The 23,392-nt window shown below is 47.2% G+C and carries 17 protein-coding genes and 2 pseudogenes; 9 read left to right on the forward strand and 10 right to left on the reverse strand.

What is annotated here, in order from left to right:
- Positions 1-19 precede the first annotated feature (19 nt).
- Positions 20-988: a lysylphosphatidylglycerol synthase transmembrane domain-containing protein gene (locus tag ON05_RS25420; RefSeq protein WP_010480876.1), complete on the reverse strand. Its 969-nt coding sequence runs from the start codon at positions 986-988 to the stop codon at positions 20-22.
- 189 nt (positions 989-1,177) lie between these two features.
- On the opposite strand from ON05_RS25420, the gene ON05_RS25425 reads away from it, so the two are divergent.
- Entirely contained in the window at positions 1,178-2,389 is a 1,212-nt protein-coding gene (locus ON05_RS25425; RefSeq protein WP_262562356.1) for a transposase, read from the forward strand.
- Here ON05_RS25425 and ON05_RS25430 read toward each other — a convergent pair.
- The 4 genes from ON05_RS25430 to ON05_RS25445 form a co-directional block, all read right to left on the reverse strand.
- Positions 2,378-3,901 carry a hypothetical protein gene (locus tag ON05_RS25430; RefSeq protein ID WP_010481540.1) on the reverse strand — a complete coding sequence of 508 codons (1,524 nt, stop codon included), beginning with the start codon at positions 3,899-3,901 and terminating at the stop codon, positions 2,378-2,380. The genes ON05_RS25425 and ON05_RS25430 overlap by 12 nt on opposite strands.
- Before the next feature lie 2 nt (positions 3,902-3,903).
- The gene (locus ON05_RS25435) at positions 3,904-4,854 is read right to left on the reverse strand and encodes a glycosyltransferase family 2 protein (protein WP_010481539.1); all 951 of its coding nucleotides are present in this window, start codon (positions 4,852-4,854) and stop codon (positions 3,904-3,906) included.
- Between the two features lie 70 nt (positions 4,855-4,924).
- Entirely contained in the window at positions 4,925-6,265 is a 1,341-nt protein-coding gene (locus ON05_RS25440; RefSeq protein WP_262562357.1) for a glycosyltransferase family 39 protein, read from the reverse strand.
- 631 nt (positions 6,266-6,896) lie between these two features.
- Positions 6,897-8,171, reverse strand: a complete 1,275-nt coding sequence (locus ON05_RS25445; protein WP_010481537.1) for a glycosyltransferase — start codon at positions 8,169-8,171, stop codon at positions 6,897-6,899.
- Between the two features lie 173 nt (positions 8,172-8,344).
- On the opposite strand from ON05_RS25445, the gene ON05_RS25450 reads away from it, so the two are divergent.
- The 4 genes from ON05_RS25450 (at position 8,345) to ON05_RS25465 (ending at position 11,810) form a co-directional block, all read left to right on the forward strand.
- On the forward strand, positions 8,345-9,463 hold the full coding sequence (locus ON05_RS25450) for a glycosyltransferase (protein WP_010481536.1): 1,119 nt from the start codon (positions 8,345-8,347) through the stop codon (positions 9,461-9,463).
- A 39-nt stretch (positions 9,464-9,502) separates the two neighbouring features.
- Entirely contained in the window at positions 9,503-10,516 is a 1,014-nt protein-coding gene (locus tag ON05_RS25455; RefSeq protein ID WP_010481535.1) for a glycosyltransferase, read from the forward strand.
- A gap of 157 nt (positions 10,517-10,673) precedes the next feature.
- Positions 10,674-11,459 carry a class I SAM-dependent methyltransferase gene (locus ON05_RS25460; protein WP_010481534.1) on the forward strand — a complete coding sequence of 262 codons (786 nt, stop codon included), beginning with the start codon at positions 10,674-10,676 and terminating at the stop codon, positions 11,457-11,459.
- A 129-nt stretch (positions 11,460-11,588) separates the two neighbouring features.
- Positions 11,589-11,810, forward strand: a complete 222-nt coding sequence (locus ON05_RS25465) for a serine/threonine protein kinase (RefSeq protein WP_010481533.1) — start codon at positions 11,589-11,591, stop codon at positions 11,808-11,810.
- Here the strand turns inward: ON05_RS25465 and ON05_RS25470 are convergent.
- Positions 11,807-12,903, reverse strand: a pseudogene (locus ON05_RS25470) (IS630 family transposase). The gene ON05_RS25465 and the pseudogene ON05_RS25470 sit on opposite strands and share 4 nt — an antisense overlap.
- Before the next feature lie 48 nt (positions 12,904-12,951).
- On the opposite strand from ON05_RS25470, the pseudogene ON05_RS25475 reads away from it, so the two are divergent.
- The 4 genes and pseudogenes from ON05_RS25475 to chlG form a co-directional block, all read left to right on the forward strand.
- A pseudogene (locus ON05_RS25475) lies at positions 12,952-13,497 on the forward strand (protein kinase); the annotation flags it as partial.
- Positions 13,498-13,668: 171 nt separating this feature from the next.
- Positions 13,669-14,496, forward strand: a complete 828-nt coding sequence (locus ON05_RS25480; protein WP_255345132.1) for a GUN4 domain-containing protein — start codon at positions 13,669-13,671, stop codon at positions 14,494-14,496.
- Between the two features lie 378 nt (positions 14,497-14,874).
- Entirely contained in the window at positions 14,875-15,345 is a 471-nt protein-coding gene (locus ON05_RS25485; protein ID WP_010482258.1) for a hypothetical protein, read from the forward strand.
- A gap of 91 nt (positions 15,346-15,436) precedes the next feature.
- Positions 15,437-16,480 carry a chlorophyll synthase ChlG gene (gene chlG, locus ON05_RS25490; protein ID WP_010482257.1) on the forward strand — a complete coding sequence of 348 codons (1,044 nt, stop codon included), beginning with the start codon at positions 15,437-15,439 and terminating at the stop codon, positions 16,478-16,480.
- Between the two features lie 240 nt (positions 16,481-16,720).
- On the opposite strand, the gene ON05_RS25495 is transcribed toward chlG, so the two are convergent.
- From ON05_RS25495 to ON05_RS25510, 4 genes are all read right to left on the reverse strand, one after another.
- The gene (locus tag ON05_RS25495) at positions 16,721-19,720 is read right to left on the reverse strand and encodes a DUF6923 family protein (protein ID WP_262562358.1); all 3,000 of its coding nucleotides are present in this window, start codon (positions 19,718-19,720) and stop codon (positions 16,721-16,723) included.
- Between the two features lie 478 nt (positions 19,721-20,198).
- Positions 20,199-20,939: an amino acid ABC transporter ATP-binding protein gene (locus tag ON05_RS25500; RefSeq protein WP_010481318.1), complete on the reverse strand. Its 741-nt coding sequence runs from the start codon at positions 20,937-20,939 to the stop codon at positions 20,199-20,201.
- A 34-nt stretch (positions 20,940-20,973) separates the two neighbouring features.
- On the reverse strand, positions 20,974-22,167 hold the full coding sequence (locus tag ON05_RS25505) for an amino acid ABC transporter permease (protein ID WP_010481319.1): 1,194 nt from the start codon (positions 22,165-22,167) through the stop codon (positions 20,974-20,976).
- A 14-nt stretch (positions 22,168-22,181) separates the two neighbouring features.
- Positions 22,182-23,351, reverse strand: coding sequence for an amino acid ABC transporter permease (locus ON05_RS25510; RefSeq protein ID WP_010481320.1), 1,170 nt, complete (start codon positions 23,349-23,351; stop codon positions 22,182-22,184).
- Positions 23,352-23,392: the final 41 nt, after the last annotated feature.

The raw sequence follows: 23,392 nt of genomic DNA on the forward strand, positions 1-23,392 counted from the left end.
AAACTGTGGTCCCTGTCTCCTACCCATCCGTTGCCGCTTTTTGCTGCGTTTTGAGGGTTGCCAAATAGGTTCGCAAAAAGGGCAATCCACCAATTGCAGGCAGAAAATAGCGCATCGTACATAGAAGCCCTAAAGCCGCCCCCGTGGGTTCATCAAAGTAATTGGCATAGAGGGCAATCAGGGCTGCATCACGGGTGCCCACCCCTGCGAACGTCAGTGGCAATAATCCCGCCAAAATGGCCAGCGGAGAGAGAGCAAGGCTGACAATAAAAGGAACCGTCGCCTTCAGTGCTAGGGTAAAAAACCAAATCTGCACCATGTGCAGAAACCAGATAAAAATTGAAGTGCCGGAGACCTTGGCAAGCTGTACCCGATCTTTCCAGAAATGCTGCTGCATCTCTTGCCAAGACTCTTGCAGGCTCTTAAACTTCCGACTAATCCCCTTGGGGGTAATTTTTCTAAAGGTGCCAAAGAAGACGTTCGCAAATGGGGCAGACCCCAATAGCAGCAGCCCCAGGGTCACCCCTGCCACCACCCCAGCCGTCATCGTCCAGAAAAACGCATCCTTCTGGGGATAGAGGATCAGACCAAACGCGCACCAGAATAACAGCGACAGCATATCGCAGGTCTTTTCAAACACCACTAGGGAGACCGAGAGGGTGCCGCTCAGATAGCCGCGATCGCGAATAAAATACGCCTTGGCGATATCTCCCATTTTGGAAGGGAGAACCATATTCAGGGTGCTGGCCGCCAATACGAGTTTGTTGGCTTCTCCTGCCCCCATCCCTGAACCGGACGGCATGAGCTGCTGCAATCGCCAGGAAGTAAATCCCGTCAGCGGAATCACCATTCCCAGACTGATCACCATCCACATCAGGTCACAATTGCGAAAAACCTCAATCAGTCCCTGGAAGTCAATCTTTGAGTAAATAATGCAAAGAATAAGGACGCTAACGGCAATGGAAATGGGGCGTTTGTACCGTTTCATATCAAAGTTTACGCTCCAGTTTAAAGGATTCTCCTGCCCCTAAGGCTCGGACATGCTGAGTCAGGTCTTGCCAAGGCTGTAACCTGACTGCCTGACAGAAGTATCTCAAAGCCTTTATTTTCATAGTCTTTGAGAAAAGAGTGGAGCGACATGTGAAGCTAGATTTAAGCACAAATCAGCGTTACTCAAATGTCAGGCTCCACCCAAATTTATCGTCAACTGTTCTCCTTTTTACGTCAACACAGCCATTATCGAGATTTGCGTCATCTCATGACCCTGGGATGGATGGTGAGCGCCTTAATCTGCAGTGAACGATTATGCTTATCTGCTTGGGAATCCTATGTCCCCTGCCGAGCAAAAAAAGCCCAAAGTGTCGAGCGTCGCTGGCAACGCTTTCTGTGCAATCCGCTCATTGATGTCCACAAACTGTATGTCCCTTTGGTCCTTCTAGCGCTTAAGAACTGGCGAACCCATCGCCTTTACCTAGCGATGGATACCACGGTTTTATGGAATGAATACTGCATGATTCATGTATCCGTTGTCTGCTGTGGCAGAGCAGTACCGTTGTTATGGAAAGTATTAGAGCACAAGAGTGCGGCGGTTGCTTTTGAGGAATATCAACCGCTATTGCGTCAGGCCCGTTGGTTATTACGGCAGCATCCAGATGTCATGTTGTTAGCAGATCGTGGGTTCGCGAACCATCAACTGATGAGCTGGTTACAGCAGAGCCGTTGGCATTACTGTCTGCGTATCCCATGTGATGTCCTTCTCCATGGCCCCCGTCAATGTCCAAGAGAAGTCCGTAGGTTATGGCCATCCAAAGGAGAAGCTCTCCTCTACCGTAATGTCGGGCTTTGGGATGATGGCCTCTATCGGTGCAATTTGGTACTGGCGAATATCCGAGGCGTAAAAGAACCATGGGCAGTGATTACAGATGAATCACCCTCGTTACAAACCTTGTGGCAATACGCCTTGAGGTTTCGGGTGGAAGAATTATTCCTCGATAGTAAATCTGGTGTGTTTGAGCTTGAAGAGTCGAAAATTCGCTGTGCTGATGCTCTGGAGAGGCTGTACCTGATTGCTGCTGTGGCACTGCTATACAGCACGGCTCAGGGGATGGCTGTTCATATTAAAGGGCTACGCCAACAGGTTGATCCCCATTGGCACAGAGGCATTAGCTATCTCAAGATTGGATTGCGGTGGCTCAAGGGGGTGGTCCATAAAGGACGGGAGTTGTTGATGCCAGTCCCCTTATTCACCAAGGATCCGCAACCGTGTTTTGCCTCTAAAAAGCTCAAAGAAACACTACAACAAAATCTGGTTCTCTCGTATCCGCTCTCTACAGTGCAAAGCTTTATGAGCTATGGAATACAAAGATCTGTCAGGCAGTCAGGGCTGTAACTGTCCCACCTGAAAGGTCCGGCTCATCACCACATAAATGGAGGTTTGATCGCCTCCTAGGCCCATCGCCAGCACATTCTGCCAAGATGGGGACTGCAACTCATCGGTCACCACCCAGTGGTCTCCGTGCCAGCTAAAGTTACGTTTGAACTGAAAATCAGTACTGTTTTTGCCCGTAATCAACATTTTTTGCAGTAGCGAGCGGATCAAGTTGGGAAAGAATCGGCCCACGGTCAACATCACCACCCGTAAAATCATCAGATTCAGGGGTGTCATTTGTTTCTGTTTGGCCCAGCCCAAAGCCCCTTGTACCGTGATTTGATCCTCCTGCAGGGAACTGGGGTAATCTCCGACTAAATGGCCGACGGCATTTTTAACTTTGCCCCCCGCTTTTACTTGCAGCGACAGGTGCGTATCCGACGCCACAAGCTGCCCCTGGCGGAAGAACTTAAACACACCACCTTTATTCAGGGCCAGATACAGCTCCGTATCCCCTCGCCGATCAATCAGCACTCGGGCTTCGGGTAACCAAAACCGTCCCTGGGGACGTGGCTTTTGGGGTGGACGGGCCGGGACATAATCCTGCCAGGCCAACAGATAGTTCCAGGTGTGATGGCCGACAATATGGTCATCGGCATAGCAGGACCCCAGGCCGTTAGCCAATCCAGCTAGTATCCGGTCATTGATATTGAGGGCTTCTGGCCACCATTTACCCACCAGCTCAAACCCGTGGGGGAAAAAGTTGTAGGTATTGCGGCTGGTATATTCGCCGCCATAGGAGCCATCAGGATGGACAAACTCTGCTGCCAAAGCCACTGCTTTTTTCAAAGCTGTTTGCAGCTGTTCTGTGGGGTTGAGTTCGTAAATTCTGGCCAGACAGGAAATCGTTAAGGTGTGGTAGCCCGGATCGCACCCTTCATATTCTTGAAACCAGCCCTCGGGATTTTGCCATTCAAATACCCGATTCAGGCGTTCTGCCTTCGCCTGATCCCATTTAGAGGTCTTTAGGAGCCGAGATACCTGTTCTAAACACAGGACAATCAGCGCCTGGTGATTGGTCAGTCGACCGCTCTCATGGTGATGGGCCAACCAGTCTGCTCGCAGTTCAAAGAAGCGCAGAGCCTCTTCATTCTGCAATCCCAATAAGGTATAGCTTTCCACACAGGCCAACAGAGAAAAGGCAGCGGCCCCACCCGCTCGCTCAAACGGGAAATAATCATCGCAGGAGCCATCTTTATGGGCACTACGCGCTGCAAATAGAATCCCGGCTTCAACCCAATTCCGAATCGATTCCTTTTGATAATATTGATTGTTGGGCAGTTGATGGGCATAGACCAACGCCAGGGGCCAAACAAACTCCTGGGACATGCCGCTAGGGAAATCAATGATTTTGTATTGCCAGAAGTTGCGATCAAAACAGCCATAGTGGGGACTATGGGGATTTCGATCCTGCAAGGTCAATATCTTGGGAATTTGGTCTAAGGCAATCTGGGCGAAAAGATCTTTATTCATCCTTAGTTATGGGACTCCAAGTCAGCCCGGCGTTGCCGTAGCTGGATATCTTCCAACAGTTTACGATTGACCGTTAATAAATCAGCTAGCAAGCCAAACATATAGAGCTGGAAGCCAATCAAAATCAATACCGCCGAAATAATTAGACTCGGAGCCCGAGCCCGGGTCGGATCTTGGAAATACAGGATCAGCCATCGCAGCCACAGGAGTAAACCGAAAACCGAAGGGATACTGCCAAGAAACGTAAAGAACTTCAAGGGCCGATAGGCCATGAAAATCCGCAGGATAGTGAGAATGGATCGCTGAATATAGGATGCGATACTCTTGACCAAACGGGAGGGGCGCAGATAGTCATTCGTGCGAATGGGCACGGAGGTAATCACCATGCCATGTTGTCCCGCCTGAATGATGGTCTCCAGGGTATAGGTATATTCGTTGAACACATTCATCCGCAGGGCGGCGTTGCGGCTAAAGGCTCGAAACCCGCTGGGGGCATCAGAAATATTGGTGCCACTGGCAATTCGCACCACCCAGCTGCCCAGTTTTTGCAGGAATTTCTTGGCTGGGGAAAAATGCTTGATTTTTTGAATGGGCCGAGCCCCAACCACCACCTCTGCTTGCCCCGCCAGGATGGGGGTAATCAATTTGGGGATATCATCTGCGCAATATTGATTATCGGCATCGGTATTTACAATGATGTCGGCACCAGCCTTTAAACAGGCTTCAATCCCGGCCATAAAAGCTTTTGCCAAGCCCTGATTATGTTCTAGATCAACAACATGGTGCACACCGTGGGCGCGGGCCACTTCTACCGTGTTATCGATACTGCCATCGTTGATAATTAGCCATTCCACACAATCGACACCGGGCAATTCTTTTGGCAGTTCATTGAGGGTAATGCCAAGGGTTTCTTCTTCGTTAAAACAAGGAATTTGGATGATGAGTTTTGTCATAAATCAGCTAAATATAGGCTGTGCTTGGCAATTAAACTCTGTGCTTATTCTGGCATGCAGTTTGCTAAAACTAGCTCCTGCTATATATTTTTATGTCTCCTTGCTCCCAGGTTTGTCGGTAACGCCGATCACCGAGCTGAAGTTCTGTTTGCTCTAGATAGTCAGGTTTATCCGTCAAGACCATACAGGCCTGAAAGTCCTGATGGGGAGGCTGCGAAGCTAGCTTTGAAGAAGGATTCTCCACCTGCAGGTGTTCAAACCGAAGAGAACGCTTGGATTGTTCTCGACCCAGCTTCCACAGGGGATATTCCCATGTATCTCCTGTAATAATCAAACCAATCTCGTTACAGGACTGACTCGCTAAATGGTCGACGGTGGCAATGAAGGGTTTGGCTAGTTTGGGTCGACTACTAAAGTAACGGTCGGTTCTGGATTGGTTAAAGATGGTTTCTACTTGGCGCTCTTCCACAAATTTGGTGTTGATGACCAGAGGGCGGGTTTCATTGCAAAGGACCCAAAAGAAGGAAATAGCAAGAAAACCAGCGGTAATGGCGTTAGCAATGGGCTGCTTAAAAAGTTCAGACAGGGCCATGCCCACCCAAGGAGACAGCAATATAAACACAGGTAGATGAAGCCGACTGCGCCAAGGGGACCAAATCACGAGAAAGCAAAAGAGCAAAAAGCCCACCAAGCAGCACAATAAATAGGTGCTCCAGAGGAGCTGGTCGCGAGTCTTCAGACGCTTTCTAAACAGCACAAACACAACAATGCAAAGGAGAATGAGCAGTAAATGTTGGGGGTTGCCCGCCAAGTCTTCATGGTTGACCAGGCTGTGCATATCAAACTTTTGGCCTGGGGGTGAGGTAATACTGGGATCGCTCGGGTCTAATCCGATGACTTGATGGATGGCCGTCACGATCCGAATCGTGATTAGGTTAATAGATCGAACAGGCGTACTGAGATGGAGGGCCAAATTTCTCAGAATATTAGAAATCAGGACGGGTAGACCATAGGAACCACTGTCTTGCCCCGTCGGCCCAAACAAGGAATCAAAGACTTTGAGGTTGCGCGAATATTGGCCTAAGTTCAGCAAGAAAATAATGCCACAGGCCACCCCTAGGGGTTGCCACACTTTCCAGCGTAGATACCAGATTCCTACAAAAAACAGCCATAGGGCAAAGGGAAAGGCATACAGATAGGCAGTTGGTTTTGTCAAAATCGCTAAGCCTAAACTGGCTCCCAAAGCTGGGACATAGGTCCAACTAATTCGGTTCTGGATCGTAACCAGGGAGAAATAGACAAAGCAAACGAGCCACAGGGAGACCACATAGTCCGTTTGGGTACTGGACGATTGCAAAATCCCCATGGGGATGGTGGCACTGATGACGACGGCAATGAGTTGCGATCGCAAATTCCCCCCAACCGTTCTGTAATGAGTGATACCCCCAATAGACTGACCACCATACTCAGCCATTGCACCAAGTTGAGGAACCAATCCCCTGTCAAAATAAACAGCTGAACAACTGCAAACGCAGGACCAGGTCCTGAGTAAAGTTGCCTGGGAATATGGGTCGGATAATGCCCCACACCTTGATTTTGTGTCCAATGAATGACTCGGCCCAGATGGTAGGTCATTGAATCCCAATTATTCGGAGGGGACAAAAGAGCCGTAATCCCCGTTCCCAAAACGATACCTATTACCCCAATCAGAAGAATTTGCTGAAAGCGAGTGAAGGATGGATTACTGGCTTCTGGCCCAGACTGGAGACTAGCCTTGCGGGACTGACGAACAAACCAGAAGCCTAACCCTAGGTTGACCGCAATCCAGGCAATCAATAATCCTTCTAAGGCTAGGGCGGAGAAAAAGCTCAAAAATTCGGCAATCACCGTGGCGATCACCGCCCAAGACACCGCTGACAATAGAACAGCTGTGCGCCAATCGTGATCTCGGCGATAGATGAGAAACAGCAGGATAAAGGCAGAGATCAAAAAAATGACAGGCATTGAATTATTTATCTACTTCCTATGGGACAAATCAATGGTCAATCGTTGTTGGTTATTCCAGCAAAAATAGTTCGAGCAAAGTTCTCAGCAGAGTTTTGGTTTGCCCATCGTTGCATCTTCACTGGATCGTAGAAATCATTCCTGGATGCACCTATTAATTTCATCATGCCTTCACAAATTTGTTCTGGCTGTGTGGAATCTATCGACAGTCCTAACTGATGCTGTTTTACCATGGCCCCCATCAAACCAAAGTCGGTACTGAGCACGGGCTTCTGTGTCGCTGCAGCCAGCAACAAAATACCACTCATCCCCACATGCTTTTGATAGGTCGCCAGAATGACATCTGACATTCGGAAATAAGCCCATACTTCTTCTTCCGAAACGAACTGATAATTCCGAACAATTTGAACCGGTTGGGAAGCCGTAATTTGGGTGATGCGCGTTTCTAACTCTTTCTGGATTTTGGACTCACCAACCAACACAAGACAAAGTCGTTTCCCCCAATCGGGGGATAACCGTTGAATCGCATCTAGGACTTGATAAATTCCTTTGCGACCATCAATTGCTCCAAATAATAGAAATACGGTTCTCTCCGCTTCAATCCCTAAATCATCCCTTAAAGTACACGCTGCAGCAGGCGGTGGGACAAACTCGACCGGATCCGGCAAGTGGATCACTTTAGCCTTACTCGGTCGCTGCTGCAAAGCCGGCACAGCTAGCGGATCTAAGCAGAGTAAAGTGGCCAACTGTGAATTCTGCAAAACCTTGTTTAAGGTTAAATTCTCTCGCCCTTGATTCAATTTTTGCCGCCAGTTCAATACAGGCTGAACACCGAGTTGACGATAGTGTAGCGTCGGTCGAAAATAAATCCCTGAAAAAGCACAGGGCGGTTTCAGCCACCAAGCGATCGACAAGAAATACGTATCCAAATACATGATTAGGCCATGGTCCACCTGAAGCTGACCCGCATAGTCACAAAACAATCGCCATTCTTGCAGGTTGCGGAGGTTACGGTCTATGGCTTTTTTTCGCGATTTAAGGGCAGATTCCTGTTGATCGGTAATGGCGATAAACTGAATATTCGGGTTGGATTGTTGTTCTGCGAATTCAACAACATCGGTATGTTCGGTCAAAAAGTGAGGCGACACCACAACCGACAGAATCTGAAAGTGCTTTTGAGTATGCCAATACCGAATGAGATGGCGAATGTAGTTAGGATGGTGCCCCCGAATGGATAGATCGAAAACTAGCAAATGTGGAGTAGTTTTCTCGGATTTATGGGGTATGCCTAACGCCTGTTGGCTGCTCTGCATTGTTTTGTTATTGCATTTAAAGTAATCACTGAATATTAACTGTCCCCAGTCAATTTTATAAGGGGAGACAAATGCTTAAACGAATCACAAAATCCGCTTGCTGTGTGGAAGATCACATTACAAATTGCGGATGTGTTTAATGATACAGGTATATCGCCTGGAGTAGCTTGCAAGTGTCCCATCCATCCACAACGATTTCATTCTTCCTAACTTATTTCGGCGGCGGCGGAGCCGAGCGAGTACTCATCAATCTAGCTAATGGATTTGTTAAAAGTGGGTATCAGGTTGACTTTGTCCTAGGGCAAGCTTGGGGGCCCCATCTCAAAAAAATCCCGTCTGAAATAACGGTGGTTGATTTGGAGGCTGCTGGCAGTTTTGCCAGTATCAGAAAGCTAGCCCAGTACCTCAAGCACAAAGAACCCCAAGCTTTAATTTCTGGCATGCACTTTGCGAATGAAGTGGCGATTCTAGCAAAACGGCTCGTCAAGACAAACACCGTTGTGATCGCGACAGAACACAACACGCTAACCCACTCCCTCAGACACAACAAGAACCGCAAGAAAAGGATCATTCCTTTTGCCATTCGCTTGTTATATCCCTGGGCAGATCGTGTCGTCACCGTATCCCAAGGAGCAACTGCCTCCCTAACAGAAATCAGCAGTATATCTCCAGATAAAATTACAACAATTTATAATCCAGTCATTGCCCCTGACCTTTTTTCCAAAGCCAATGCTGATATTGATCATCCCTGGTTCCAACCTGGAGAACCACCGGTCATTATTGGTGTAGGAAAACTCGAACCCCAGAAGGATTTCCCCACATTGATCCGAGCCTTTGCTAGGGTCCGCAAACAACGCTCCTGTCGATTGGTCATTTTGGGATGGGGACCCGACTTAGAAAAACTAAACGAATTTACAGCCGAAATGGGTGTCCAAGACGATGTTGACTTAATGGGGTATGTGGATAATCCTTACCCCTATATGGCCCGTGCTCAGGTATTCACTTTGTCATCCGCATGGGAAGGACTACCCACGGTTTTAATTGAGGCTTTGGCCTTAGGGAAGTCCGTCGTTTCGACGGATTGTCCCAGTGGCCCTAGGGAAATTTTACAAGGGGGGAAATATGGGGCATTGACCCCTGTGGGTGATGATGTAGCTTTGGCAGCAGCCATTGGTGATGTTCTTGGACAGCAGTCTCAAAGCGATGTGTCTGAATGGCTACATCAGTTTTCCATAGAAGCTTCAACCAACCAATATCTGGATTTAATCAACACGCTCAAAACGGCTGCTTGATGATTTTTTATATGTTTTGTGTGGGGGTAAACTGTGATCATGAAAAACTCTAAACCTCTTGTTAGCGTTATCATCCCCACTTTTAATCGAGCTAACCTACTGATACCTGCTATTCAAAGCGTATTGAATCAAACTATCGAAGATTTTGAGTTGATAGTGGTCGATGATGCGTCAACGGATGACACTCAGCAAAAAGTTGCTGGTATTGACGATTCACGACTTCGCTACATTTTGCAGGAAAAAAATCTTGGTGAGTGTGGTACCCGAAATACAGGCTTAGGTGCAGCCCAAGGCCAGTACATTGCTTTTTTGGATTCCGATGATGAATGGTTGCCTAATAAGTTAGAGAAGCAGCTTGATGTGTTTAGATCTGCCCCAGATGAAGTGGGTGTTGTTTACTCCTGGCTACAGGTGATTAACGATCAAGGAAAGGTCGTCCGGATGCGGAAACCCAACATTCATGGGGATGTTAAGGATTATCTAATCTATAAAAATCTCATTGGCACACCGTCAACGGTCATGATTAAGCAAGAATGTATTGAGCCAGATCTGCAGTTCGACACTAATCTTCGGTGTTGTGGAGATTGGGATATGTGGTTGCAGATTTCTAAAAATTATCGGTTTGAAGTGATTCCTGAACCGTTAACCCTTTATCGTGATCACGATGAAGATGCAAGGGGATCAACTAACCATGCCATGGTAACTGAGGGGCATCTCGTCTTTTTGAATAAACACCACCAAGGGATCAAAGAATCTTATCGGCAGCCGAGCACGTTAGATAACAAGCATAAATCCCTGTATTTATTTGAAATTGGCAGGCGGTTGATGTGTCATGGACATGAAATTGACAGAGTGGATGCCATTAATATTGGTAAAAGATATCTTTACTTAGCTGCCCTCGCGAATATTTTTAACTTATATTTGTGGATTAATTATTTTGCAGCCTGCTGTGGCAGTGTCTTTTATACATCGTCGATTCAAGTGGAGAATCGCTTTCGATCACGATTGGGAGTAATACGCAGAAAAGTGACTTTCTCCTATAGTCTTCAGTAATATCGGTTGAGTTTTGGCTTGGACTAGCAAAGCAAGGATAAACGCTTTCAATTAGAGTTTTGGCAGATTCTGGAGAGGGATGGGGCAAACTGGGGCGGCTGGACACCGTCAGCTAGAATACTTCAGCCTTAGTTTGAAACTGGGTTGAATCTAAATAATGGTTAATTTTCAGAATCTCAAGACCTATGAGTCCCGTGGAATCATTCAGCACTATACTCAACTCCAACAGCTACAGCCCGCTGAATCAGCCATACTGAGCCAACTCAAAGATCAGTTGCCCACCATGAGCATGCTGGATATGGGCGTCGGTGGAGGGCGAACCACCCAACATTTTGCCAAGCTTGCCGCAAATTATCGGTGCATCGACTACTCAGCCGGGATGATCAGTGCTTGTCAAAAGCGCTTTGCAAATTCTATAGATCCCGACTCCTTTGCGGTATGCGATGCACGGGATATGAGTTGTTTTGCGGATAACACCTTTGACTTTATTCTGTTCAGTTTCAATGGGATTGACTATATTGAGCATTGCGATCGCATCCAGGTCTTGCAAGAAATCCAGCGGGTCGGTAAACCAGGGGGCTATTTCTGCTTTTCCACCCACAATCTTCAAGGGATGGAGCAGGTATTTAATTGGCGATCGCATCTCAGCTACAACCCCATCAACACCTATATAGAACTCGTGATTTGGGCATTACACAGAGTCTTGAACCGCTCTTACTCTCTAAAGCAACTCCAAGCCTCTACCCATGCCATGATCCGAGATGAACCGCACAACTTTCGCTTGCGCACCTATCATATTCGCCCCCAAGAGCAACTTGTCCAGCTTGAATCAGGATTCAAAAATATCAAGGTCTATTCTTGGAACCAAGGGGTTGAACTTGATCCTAGCGACCTATCTTCAAACACAGATATGTGGCTCTACTACCTCTGTAATATTCAATAACAATACGGCGAAAAGATATCCATATCAGCTGTATCAGACCCATCTGTACTGAATCAGACCCTTGAAATTTGTAACATCGCATTGCCCTGGCTGTAGAATACGCAACTAATAGTTCTGCACTGATTGAATATGTCAGAAAAGATACTTGGTGGACGGTACAAAATTCTGCAACCTCTAGGGAGCGGAGGATTTGGTGAAACCTTTTTAGCTGAAGATACTCAGTTTCCTGGAAATCCCCACTGCGTTGTCAAAAAACTAAAGCCGCAGCTAGACAATCCCAGCATTTGGCCAGACGCCTGCCGACTTTTTCAGCGAGAAGCAGAGATCCTTTCTAAGCTAGGTATACTCTAGACGGCTAAGATATTAACTTTTTTAAAAGACTGAAACTTGAGTGATAGCAGGCTTGTGAGTTTCGCCTTATGCTCACCATTGCACTGGTCGAGGCACTGTTGAATGGCTCCCTTAAAGGCGGGGAAATCAGCATAATACTTTGAGTAGAGACATTCTTTGCGCACAAAGCGCCAGAGCCGCTCAATTAAATTCAAATGGGGTGAATAAGAGGGCAAGTAGACTAACTCAATATCGACGATCTCAGCAAAGTCTGTCACAAGCTGGCATTTTTGATATCGAGCATTGTCTAAAATCACGCTGATGGGTATGACAGGGTCGAGTAGAGCAAGCTTGGCTAGCAACAAACACATGCTATGAGAGTTGATGTAGGTGTGGTTGGTGATGCTGATGATATCTTTAGTGACGGCGTTGAGCGCCCCGAGAACATTGAATCGTTGACGACCGGAAGGAGAGGGGATGAAGATCCGACGGATGCACCAGAGAAACCCCAGATAAGCCTGATGAACAAAATGAGCAGCATCTACAAAAAGACAAGACGCTCTTGGCGTTGAGCTCCCTCTAATAAGGGTTCAAGGCAAGTTTTTCGGAACTGCTCTTGCTCCTCAATTTTCTCGGGTAGACTCGACTTTCCCGGCACATACCCCACTTTTCGATAGCGACAACCGATGCGTTTGAGGAAAGCTTTGATCTGGGTTGGACTACGTTTAATGCCCGTCAATTGTTCAATGACTGCTTGAGCTTCTGCACTGGTGCGGGGCGGGTGTTGCTCAAAATAGGCTCTCACACTATCGCTATGAGCGTTGAGTGAACTGGGTTGACCTTTATATTCCAGGGTCTTCAGTCCTTCAATTCCTCCTTGTTGATACAAACGAAGGGTTTTGGCTAAGGTCGGACGGCTAATCTGACAAAGCTGGCAGATCTGGGCATGGGCAAGACCTTGACTCTTTAAGTAGAGGACTTCCATCCGTCGCTGCACCCGTGGGTGAGGATGATGATAGCGCTCGTAGTTGAGGTGTTGGATTTCCTCTGCGGTGAAATCAATTTTAATCATGCGAGTAGGAGAGTCGGTTGGGGGATACTCCCAGTGTGCCAAATCTCTCCGCTACAATGTTAAGCCACTAGTCGTCCGCAGTATAACCACGATCAAATCCCCAGATTACTGGCCCATTTCGAAGAAGCAGAACATTTCTTCCTGGTCCAAGAACTCATTAATGGAGCAGATTTAAGTCGAGAACTAGTGCCAGGTAAACAGTTCTCGGAATATTACACGGTCACATTATTAGATGGAATTCTAGAAGTCCTAGAATTTGTTCATCAGCAGGGGGTGATTCACCGGGATATGAAACCCTCTAATCTGATTCGTCGTCAGCCCGATGGCAAAATTATTTTGATTGATTTTGGAGCAGTTAAGGCCGTTGGTCTACAAACTACCATTGCCCATGGCAATACAGCCCAAACGATCAGCATTTGTACCCCTGGATATACCCCCAATGAACAATATTCAGGTCAACCCAAACTCAGTAGTGATGTCTTTGCCGTGGGCATGGTGGGGATTCAAGCCCTGACTGGTCAACTTCCCAGTCAGCTAGAAAAGGATCCTCAGACTGGAGAAGTGATTTGGCAAGATCAAGCCACTGTCAGTCCTCATCTGGCCACTATCCTCAACAAGATGGTGCTCTATGACTTTCGGCATCGCTACCAAAATGCCACAGAAGCCAGAGCCGCTTTGCAGAATTTATTAACCACTCAACCGATTTCACAACCCATATCTTCTGGCTCCACACCAGCGACCGAACTTTCAAGCAACCCTAATATTTCACCACTATCTGGTACCCTACCATCCTCCCCCTCAACGTCGATGAAACCCAAATTACCCATCCGTACCTTCTTCACTGCATTATTTTTAGGCTTATGCGGTGGCGCGGCAAGTGCCGTATATGTCGTATCTCGTTACTTTCCCACGGCTTTTGCGCCAACCGTAGTTTCTGCACCGTCTGCAACCTCTGAGTCTTCTGTACCAGATAAAACTGTGGTGGAAGGTGGACCAGGGGAAGAATTTACACCTGAAATATCTGGAAAAGGTGCTGCTGACACCGATTCTTTACCAACAGATACCCCTGAAGCTGTTACAGCTGCAAGTGCGCCTGTTGTAGTAGATTACACGCCTCTAAAAGAGTCATTAACTGCGGGACAATGGAAAAATGCGGATCAAATCACCCGTGATCTACTTTTAAGTGTTGCTGGACGAGCAGGCAGTACTCTGCGGGTGGAAGATTTAGAACAGATTCCTTGCAAAGATCTTCGCACTATCAATCAATATTGGAATCAAGCTAGTCAAGGACGATTTGGATTTACAGCTCAAACAAAAGTTTGGCAAAACTTGGTTGGGAAATTAACGGATAACACAAATGTTCAACGTAATAACTCAGACACTGCCCTAATTGAATTTGTCAAACGCACACAGTGGTTTTATTCAAAATACAGTAGCGTTTTTCCATATAGGTATGGGAATTTGGCTTTTGCTTTGAATTCTCCTCAAGGACATTTACCTGCAAAAGTATTTTTACCCGTTGTATCTCCCAATGACTCAACGTCTTTGAAAGGTGCAGCAATTTTAATTCCAACGCTCGCTCAAAGAGTCTCTTTCTGTGAGCGTGAGACCACACCAAATAAGTCTTCTACTTAGTGCATCAAGACTAAATTACAGTAGTGGAGATTCTATGTCTCATTCAGATGATTTGCAATAGCTTGACAAAGGCTAAAACCATGGTGATTTTGCAAGCGAGAAAACATATGCCTACCCTGCTTTCGTTAACCCACTAGCCGAATGGATTTGAGAGGTCGCAATTGAGATCCATAGAGATAATTGTAATTCTCCCAACGGAGATGATCTTGATAATGTACTGACTTTGATTGCTTGTGCATTGTGAATCTCAAAGATAGGATTGTGGTGCAAGATCAGCCTTGCCTCAGCAATACTCATGCCCAATCTCATTTTTAAATCCGCAGATGTAGCCATTGAAGGCAGAGTTGTTTCCCACTTATTTATCAGTAACGGCCCCCTATGGCTCAAAAAGAAGATACTCAGTTAACAGGACCCGGTATCGGATTAACATTCTTGTATTACTTCAGCATGACAGTAATCATTGTGATGTTCATAGGGTCTCGTTCTGATGCCTTTACCTTTGCATCTCCTGAACTCCGTCAATACGGCACTCTGGCAGGTTTGGTGGCCGGAATAATTGGCACTATTGTCAACCGCAATGTGACCATGGCCATCACATTTGAAAATCGCAACCGATTTCAAACACGCTTAAACCAAAAGCTGGCAGAAATAGGATTTGAGCCAGAAGAGCTGGAGGATGAAATTACCGACAACACTGCAGACCCCGAGCCAGAGGGAGAATACTTAAGCTATTTTCGTTCTGGCTTAGCTGGACAGTTTGCAGGGGGCGTTTATGTCCTTCTGTCAGCTCGCTCCGCCACGATTTCCAGTCGAGCCATCAATATTCGGCGTATTCGCAAGCTTCTATAAAGTGGCCACTTAGGCGAAGATCCACGATCAAGCGGTACCATGATCAGTGTTTCTTTACCTCAAATTTGTACTCCATCTTCTCTCGACTACTATGGCTAATTCGGATCCATCCCAGGTACCTGCCTCTGCTGACAATACCGAGGCCACAGCAACCCCTTCAGAACCATCAGCCGTAGAAGCTACTGAACAAGGTAGTGCAGCTCGCCAATTATTGGGTATGAAAGGGGCTGATACTGGCGATACCAATATTTGGAAAATTCGCTTGCAGCTAATGAAACCCATTACCTGGGTCCCTCTTGTCTGGGGGGTTATTTGTGGAGCCGCAGCATCAGGTCATTTCACCTGGACTCTAGAACATGTCTTGATGTCTGCCGTTTGCATGGTGATGTCGGGTCCTTTGTTGACGGGATATACCCAAACCATCAATGACTTCTACGATCGCGAAATTGATGCCATTAACGAACCCTATCGTCCTATTCCCTCTGGAGCCATCTCCATTCCCCAAGTTGTAACCCAAATTTTTGTTTTACTTGGAGCTGGGATTGGGGTTGCTTACGGACTTGACCGCTGGGCGGGCCATGAGTTTCCCACCTTAACCGTACTTGCTATTTTCGGATCCTTTATTTCATTTATTTACTCGGCTCCCCCTATCAAGCTCAAACAGAATGGTTGGACAGGCAATTTTGCTTTAGGCGCTAGCTACATTGCTCTGCCTTGGTGGGCAGGCCAGGCCTTATTTGGCACTCTTACCCCAAAGGTCATGGTGTTGACGCTGGCCTATAGTCTTTCAGGATTAGGCATTGCCATTATTAACGACTTCAAAGCCGTCGAAGGCGATCGCGAATTAGGACTCAAATCCCTCCCAGTTGTATTTGGGATTGAAAAGGCTGCCTGGATTTGTGTGCTGATGATTGATGTCTTCCAAATTGGTATGGCGCTTTTCTTAATCAGCATTCACGAAAACCTGTATGCCGTCATCCTATTCTTGCTGGTTATTCCTCAAATTACCCTGCAAGACATGTACTTTCTTCGTGATCCAGTCGAGAATGACGTGAAATACCAAGCGAGTGCCCAACCTTTCCTCGTTTTGGGGACGCTTGTAGCGGGATTAGCGATTGGCCATGCAGGCTTGTAACAAAGTGAACAGCTAGCGATTGCGAAATAAGGAAGCAACTCAAGGGAAATGGCCTGCTCATTTCGTCATGAGTAGGACGGCTCAAACCCTCAACGATTTAATTTATCGAGTTTGCAACCAGCCCCAGTTTGCCATACCAAACTTTTGAACAAGTCGCAGCGAAAGGTCCCTCCCAATATCCAATCTTGTAATTAATAAGCTCTGGCATTTGTCTACCAGAGCTTATTGCGTGAATGGATTTTACCAAAGCGCTTTAACAGGTGGGGGAGAAGTAGGATCATCCCGTGATGGTGCTGCTGAGTCCTGCTGAGGAGCAGGTCGTTCTGCAGGATCGGGGAAGGAATCTGCAGGAGTAGGCAGTTGTCCACCTGGTTCTGACACAGGTACATCAGCTCCCGGAGTAGGTGTTTCTAAACCTGGAGGCACTGTAGAAGGGGTACCTGTTGTAGGTGTTTGGACTGAACCCGGAGCAGGGGTTCCTCCTGGTACAGATCCTGGTCCGGGTGAGGGTCCAGGTCCTGGGAACGGCACAGGAAATGGAATGGAATTTGGACTAGAACTGTCAGGAGGTATTGCACCTGGAGCTGGACTAGACGAGGGAGCAGGCTCGGGTGTTGGGGTTGGACTAGGACTGGGGTCTGGTCCATCAGGGCCAATATCCGGTGTTGAGGCTGGTCCTGGAACTGGTATTGGAATAGGTCCGGGAGAGGGACTAGGCTCTGGCGTTGGATCAGAACCAGGATCTGATATTGGAGCAGGAGCAGGATCGGGAGTTGGGTCTAGAGCAGGCTCGGGAGTTGGGTCTGGATCTGGATCTGGTGTCGGATCTGGGTCTGGCTCGGGAGTTGGGTCTGGAACGGGAGTCGGATCAGGATCTGGATCCGGGGTTGGATCTGGATCGGGAGTTGGATCTGGGTCTGGATCTGGTGTCGGATCTGGATCTGGATCCGGGGTTGGATCTGGCGTTGGATCGGGAGTTGGGTCTGGATCTGGATCCGGGGTTGGGTCAGGGTCAGGATCAGGAGTTGGATCAGGATCTGGTGTCGGATCTGGATCTGGGTCTGGATCGGGAGTTGGGTCTGGATCGGGAGTCGGATCTGGATCTGGATCCGGGGTTGGATCTGGATCGGGAGTTGGATCTGGGTCTGGATCTGGTGTCGGATCTGGATCTGGATCCGGGGTTGGATCTGGCGTTGGATCAGGATCTGGTGTCGAATCTGGATCCGGGATTGGGTCAGGGTCAGGATCAGGAGTTGGATCAGGATCTGGTGTCGGTTCGGGTTTGGGTTCTACAACTGTATTTTCAGAAGCTTCATTGTCATCAGGATCTGGATCATCTTCATTCCCTTTGGCACTAGCGGAATTCGTCAAAGTACCAGGAGAATCGGCTGTGACCGTTACTTCTAGGACCGCACTCTCACCATTTGCTAAATCAATGGGGTTACATGTGATCGTTCCGCTTGTTTCAGTACAGGTTAAAAGACCACTGCTATCTTCATCTGAGACAAAAGTAACTCCTGAAGGCAGGTTGTCTGTTAACACTACGCCAGTGGCTGGATCAGGACCGTTATTCGTAACTGAGATTTTGTAGGTAATCGTATCTCCTACGGCAACCGGATCAGTGGCATCTTTTTTCTCAACCGTAAGATTGGCTTCGTTGCTGACTGTGGTATCGATCTTTGTGTCATTATTACTTTTATCAATCTCAACCAAGTCGCTTAAGGGGCTCTCTACAGAGGCTGAGTTGACGATTTCTCCTTCTTGGGTTGGAGAGACTACTATTTCTATGTTGACAACTTGATCTTTGACGAGATCACCAAGATTACAGGTGATCGTTCCACTCGAGTCTGAACAGTTGCTAGGTAGTGTAACTACATTGACTCCAGCGGGAAGGTTTTCAGTAACCGTGACTCCTCCAGCCGTATCAGGGCCAAAGTTGGTGACGGTCAAGTTATAGGTTAAATTCTCCCCTACACTGACTGGATCGGCTGACTCCGCTTTGGTGATGCCTAAGTCATACTCGGTAATTTTGAGGGGAGTAGGGTCATAAAATTCCCCACTATCTGGATAATCTGAGAGTAAGGTTTTTGAACCATCTGGACCTGGTGGAATTTGATCTCCTGATAAAGAGGCTTGGTTAAACACAACTGCAAATTCCGCATCCTCAGGAATTTGTACATCAACTGTAATTTCACCTGATTGACCCGCTGGAATGGTTAAACCTTGAATATTGAAGGTTTTATTGTCGGCAGAAAAATCGACTGTTCCTCCAAACGGATTATTCACAGAAAGGGGTTGATAAACCCGTCCATCAGTGGCAGGCATACTATCCGAAAAATCTACCGTCAACGGGAACCCGTTAGGATTCACAACATTGTATGTGTAGGTAACGATTCCACCTGGCTTCACTGCCTCAGGTGATACCGTTTTTTCTATTTTGGGAGACCCTGTACAAGACGCCCCATCATTTGCACTAACTTTAGGCGCACTACTAAGAAAGGTTGAAGCTCCAGTACCAGACTGAACATCGAACCGATAGAATTCTCCCTGGTTGTGATAACCAAATAAATTGCCAAAGGCATCAAAATAAGTTCCACCCACTGCTTTGCTGATAGGGGTTTTCTGAGGCTGAAACGTAACGCGTCCCGTGGTTGGATCAATAACTGCAACTTGATCTTTACCGGCATTTACGCCATATAATTTGCCATCAACTGGATTAAAGGCAATATCAGCCACGCCTGGATTAGCTGAAAGTTTAATGGTTTTCAGATATTGAGCATTTGCACCAGAAACATCGATTAAATGAAGTTTGTTCCCCCGCTGGATATAGTAGGTTCCATCAGGAGCAACATCCCCTGAATAGCTACTACTGGGTAAGCCTGGGGGAATGCCCATTGACGTAGCCACACCATTGGCATCAATGCGATAGACTTCACCAGTGCCAGGGTGTATGCCATATATAAAGCCATCTTGGACATTGAAGCCAATCGCATTATATTTAATCCCGGGACTGGTACCTCCAACCGGTACTAACTGATAAGGCGTAGTACTGGTATCAACAATAAAGAGTTGTGTCGGATCTTTACCGGTTTTCCCTTGGGCAATGAAAAATTTGCCGTCGCAAACAAATGGTGGGTCTTTTTTATCTTGGGCAATTGCTAGATCCCCAAATGCAAACAATGTTAGAAGAAAAGTGCTTAGCGGAACTTTTAAAGCCAGAAATTTTAACCAACGGAACATACTTGCTCCCCCAATACATTATTTGCTAGTTTTTGCTACCACTGGATTTGAACGGCTTAGTCTTATTTGCACTAGGAATAAGATAGAGAAATTATAAAAACTTTAAAGGCAATCATAGATTTCAAGGTTGGAATGCACCATACATATTGAGCAATTGATCGTAACTGTAGAAAACTAAAAGGTTGAAATAAAGAAAGACTAGGACGATAACTTCTTCCTTCTGACCCAGTAAAGTTCAGCTAAATATTCCTTGTCTCGATAAAGGGCTGATTGTACCTACCTAACTTAAATTTTATTCCTGTAAATATTTTAGATAATATATCACACTAGAGTTCCGACATCTCTCGCAAAATATTGAAACATTGCGAAATATTCTAGGGCCCAATCATCATGATTCCAGGGAAGAATAACCAACTAAAAAGGCAAACCCTACATGCACCTATCGGATGAAAAGCTTTCAATCCCAAGGTAATTTAGGCTACAAAATTTGTGATAAGAAAAGTTTGGTTCGATCTTCTTGGGGATTTTGAAAAAATTGCTCTGGAGCAGCTTCTTCTACGACAGTGCCTTGGTCCATCAGCAAAATACGGTTTGCTACTTCTCTGGCGAACCCGACTTCATGGGTAACAACGACCATAGTCATGCCCGATTTAGCTAACGAACGCATGACCACTAGCACTTCTTTCACCATCTCAGGATCAAGTGCAGAGGTGGGTTCGTCGAACAACATAATCTTGGGCTGCATGGCGAGTGCCCTTGCGATCGCAACCCGTTGCTGCTGTCCGCCCGACAACTGTCCCGGATACTTCTGGGCTTGCTCCAAAATATCAACCTGTTCGAGGAGCTGCATCGCCACTTCTTCCGCCTTGGCCCGGGGCCAACGTCTTACCCAGATTGGTGCCAAGGTGATATTCTGTAGCACTGTCAGATGGGGAAATAAATTAAATTGCTGAAACACCATCCCCACTTCCCGGCGAATCGATTCAATATTGCCGAGATCCTGGGATAGGGCCATGCCATCAATGACAATCTGCCCCTGCTGATAATCTTCTAAGGCATTAAGGGTACGGATAAAAGTCGATTTGCCTGACCCTGATGGCCCCATCAGTACGACGACTTCTTGGCGTTCCACCGTTAGATTCACGCCTTGTAGAACGTGAAAAGTGTCATACCACTTGTGAACATCTGTAGCCACAATAATTGGGTTCGTTTCAGTCATTGCAGTTCATCTATAGGTTGGGACACAGCAAGCTTCACTTCACACCGAGTTGACGTTCTAAACGCCGACTCCCCAAAGACATCAGATAACAGAATAACCAGTACAGCAAACCAATAAACAAATATACTTCTCCATGGCGACCAATAAATCGGGGTTGGGATAGCACAGATCGAGAAACCCCCGTCAGTTCCACGAGACCAATAATCGATAGTAATGAAGTATCTTTGAACAATCCGATAAACTGCCCCACTATCGCGGGAATCACCGATCGCAGGGCTTGTGGTAACACCACTAGTCCTAAAACCAACATGGGATTTAGCCCCAATGCCTTTGCCGCTTCAATTTGACCTTGGGGGATAGACTGTAATCCTCCACGCACATTTTCTGCTAGATAAGCCGCGCTAAAGAGGGTGAGGCCACAAATTGCCCGAAAGACGGCATCTAGCTGTACTTGGCTGGGCAATATTAATGGCAACATCACCCCAGCCACAAAGAGAACCCCAATCAAAGGCAACCCTCGAATAACCTCAATATAAAGAACGCTCAGGGTCCGAATGATGGGTAAGGGGCTACGCCGTCCTAAGGCCAACAACACCCCCAGGGGGAAGGACAGGGCAATACTCACTAACGCCGCCACCACCGTCAATAGCAACCCTTGCCAAACACTGGTTCTGATAGAACTTATCCCCAACCCTCCCATCAGCAGCCACAAAACAATAAATGCGGTCAGGAACCAAACAGCGGGCAAACCTCTGCTGAGCAAGCGAGGAGACAGGTGAGTTTTTAACCACGGTCCCCCTAGCAGATTGAGTACTGCAACACTTCCTATCGCTGCAACCCACACAAGTTCTGGACCTTGCCCGCCAACTAGAGGGACAACGCCCAAACTAATTGCTGTCAAAAGGCCCATACTGATGGGTAAAGTCCGGCTCCACTGAATGACTCCCACAGTCAAACTCGTGACAGCAGAAACCAACATTAAAATTAGCCAGACTCGCCAAATTTGGTCGATGGGAAAACGGCCCACAAAGAACAGGCGCAAGTTCGCTTTCAAAACCGTCCATTGGGCCTGACTAAACATCCATTGCACTAGCCCCCGTCCCCCTGAATAGATAATCCAGAGGCTAATCACCGTCAGTAAACTGTTGTACCAAGTGCTGAAGAGGTTGCGGCGCAGCCAGATTAATAGGGAGGATGCTGAAAGGGGAGTCGGAGATTTCGGTGGCATTAGACTTAACGTCCCTATCGCTCGACCAATTGAATACTGCGGTTGTAGAGATTCATCAGAATTGAAATGAGTAAACTCATCGTCAAATAGATCGCCATTAATAGCAGGACGATTTCAACTGAGCGTCCAGTGTCTTCTAAGGAGGCAGAGGCTACATAGTAAATATCGGGGTAACCTACCGCTACTGCAAGACTAGAATTTTTCGCCAAGTTCAAATATTGACTGGTGAGTGGCGGCACAATCACCCTTAAGGCTTGAGGGAAGACTACAAACCGCATGACGAGTGTTGGCTTTAGCCCCAAAGCGCGGGCTGCTTCCGACTGGCCGATGGAAACAGAGCGAATTCCCGCTCGGACAATTTCGGCAATAAAGGCTGCCGTATATAAGGTGAGACCCAGGAGTAACGCGGAAAATTCGGACGTTAACTGTAGGCCACCGGTCACCACCCGTTGGTCTACGTAGGGGAGGCTTACATCAAACGGAAAACGCTGGGTGAACAGTGCGGCTCCTCCCCCTATGCCAACCAGCAATAGCAATGACCATAACCCGGCAAAGGTAATGCGGCCTTGCTCAATTTGCAGCCGAATAAGGTAACGCCACAGTAAAAAAGCACACACACTGCCGATGGCTAAAGCCAATATCCATGGCAGGGTAGCGGGATTCCCTTTTAGCCACGGGAACGCCACCCCATTTTTACTGAGAATAATCGGCCCTGGGAGCTGGATGCGATTTTCGAAGGTTGGCAACTTCAAAAAAACTGCCAGATACCAGAACAGCAGCTGTAATAGCAACGGAAAATTCCGCAAGGTCTCGACATAGAATGTTGCCAGTTTACGCACCAGCCAGTTATCCGATAGGCGAGCCATCCCAACGCCAATACCAACAACGGTCGCCAAGACAATTCCCAGGACAACCACCCGCAAGGTATTGAGCAGGGCCACGCCAAAGGCCCGAGCGATATTATCGGTGGGGGAATACTCAATCAGGGTTTCACCGATACTGGGGCCAGACTTGGAGAATAAAAAATCAAATCCAAAGGGGAGACGCAGGCGCTGTAAGTTTTGAACTAGATTGGCACCAAAGTAAACAACAGCCACCCCAATCAGGAGAAGAACCAATCCTTGGATCAACCCGTTCCGAATCCGGGATTGTCGCCATTTGGGTCCCAGGCGCAGCTTGGGCATGAAGTTTTCCAGCAATTCGTATGATGACTCTACCAGACACA

Origin of the sequence: Acaryochloris sp. CCMEE 5410, assembly GCF_000238775.2 — a bacterium.
Lineage (GTDB): Bacteria > Cyanobacteriota > Cyanobacteriia > Thermosynechococcales > Thermosynechococcaceae > Acaryochloris.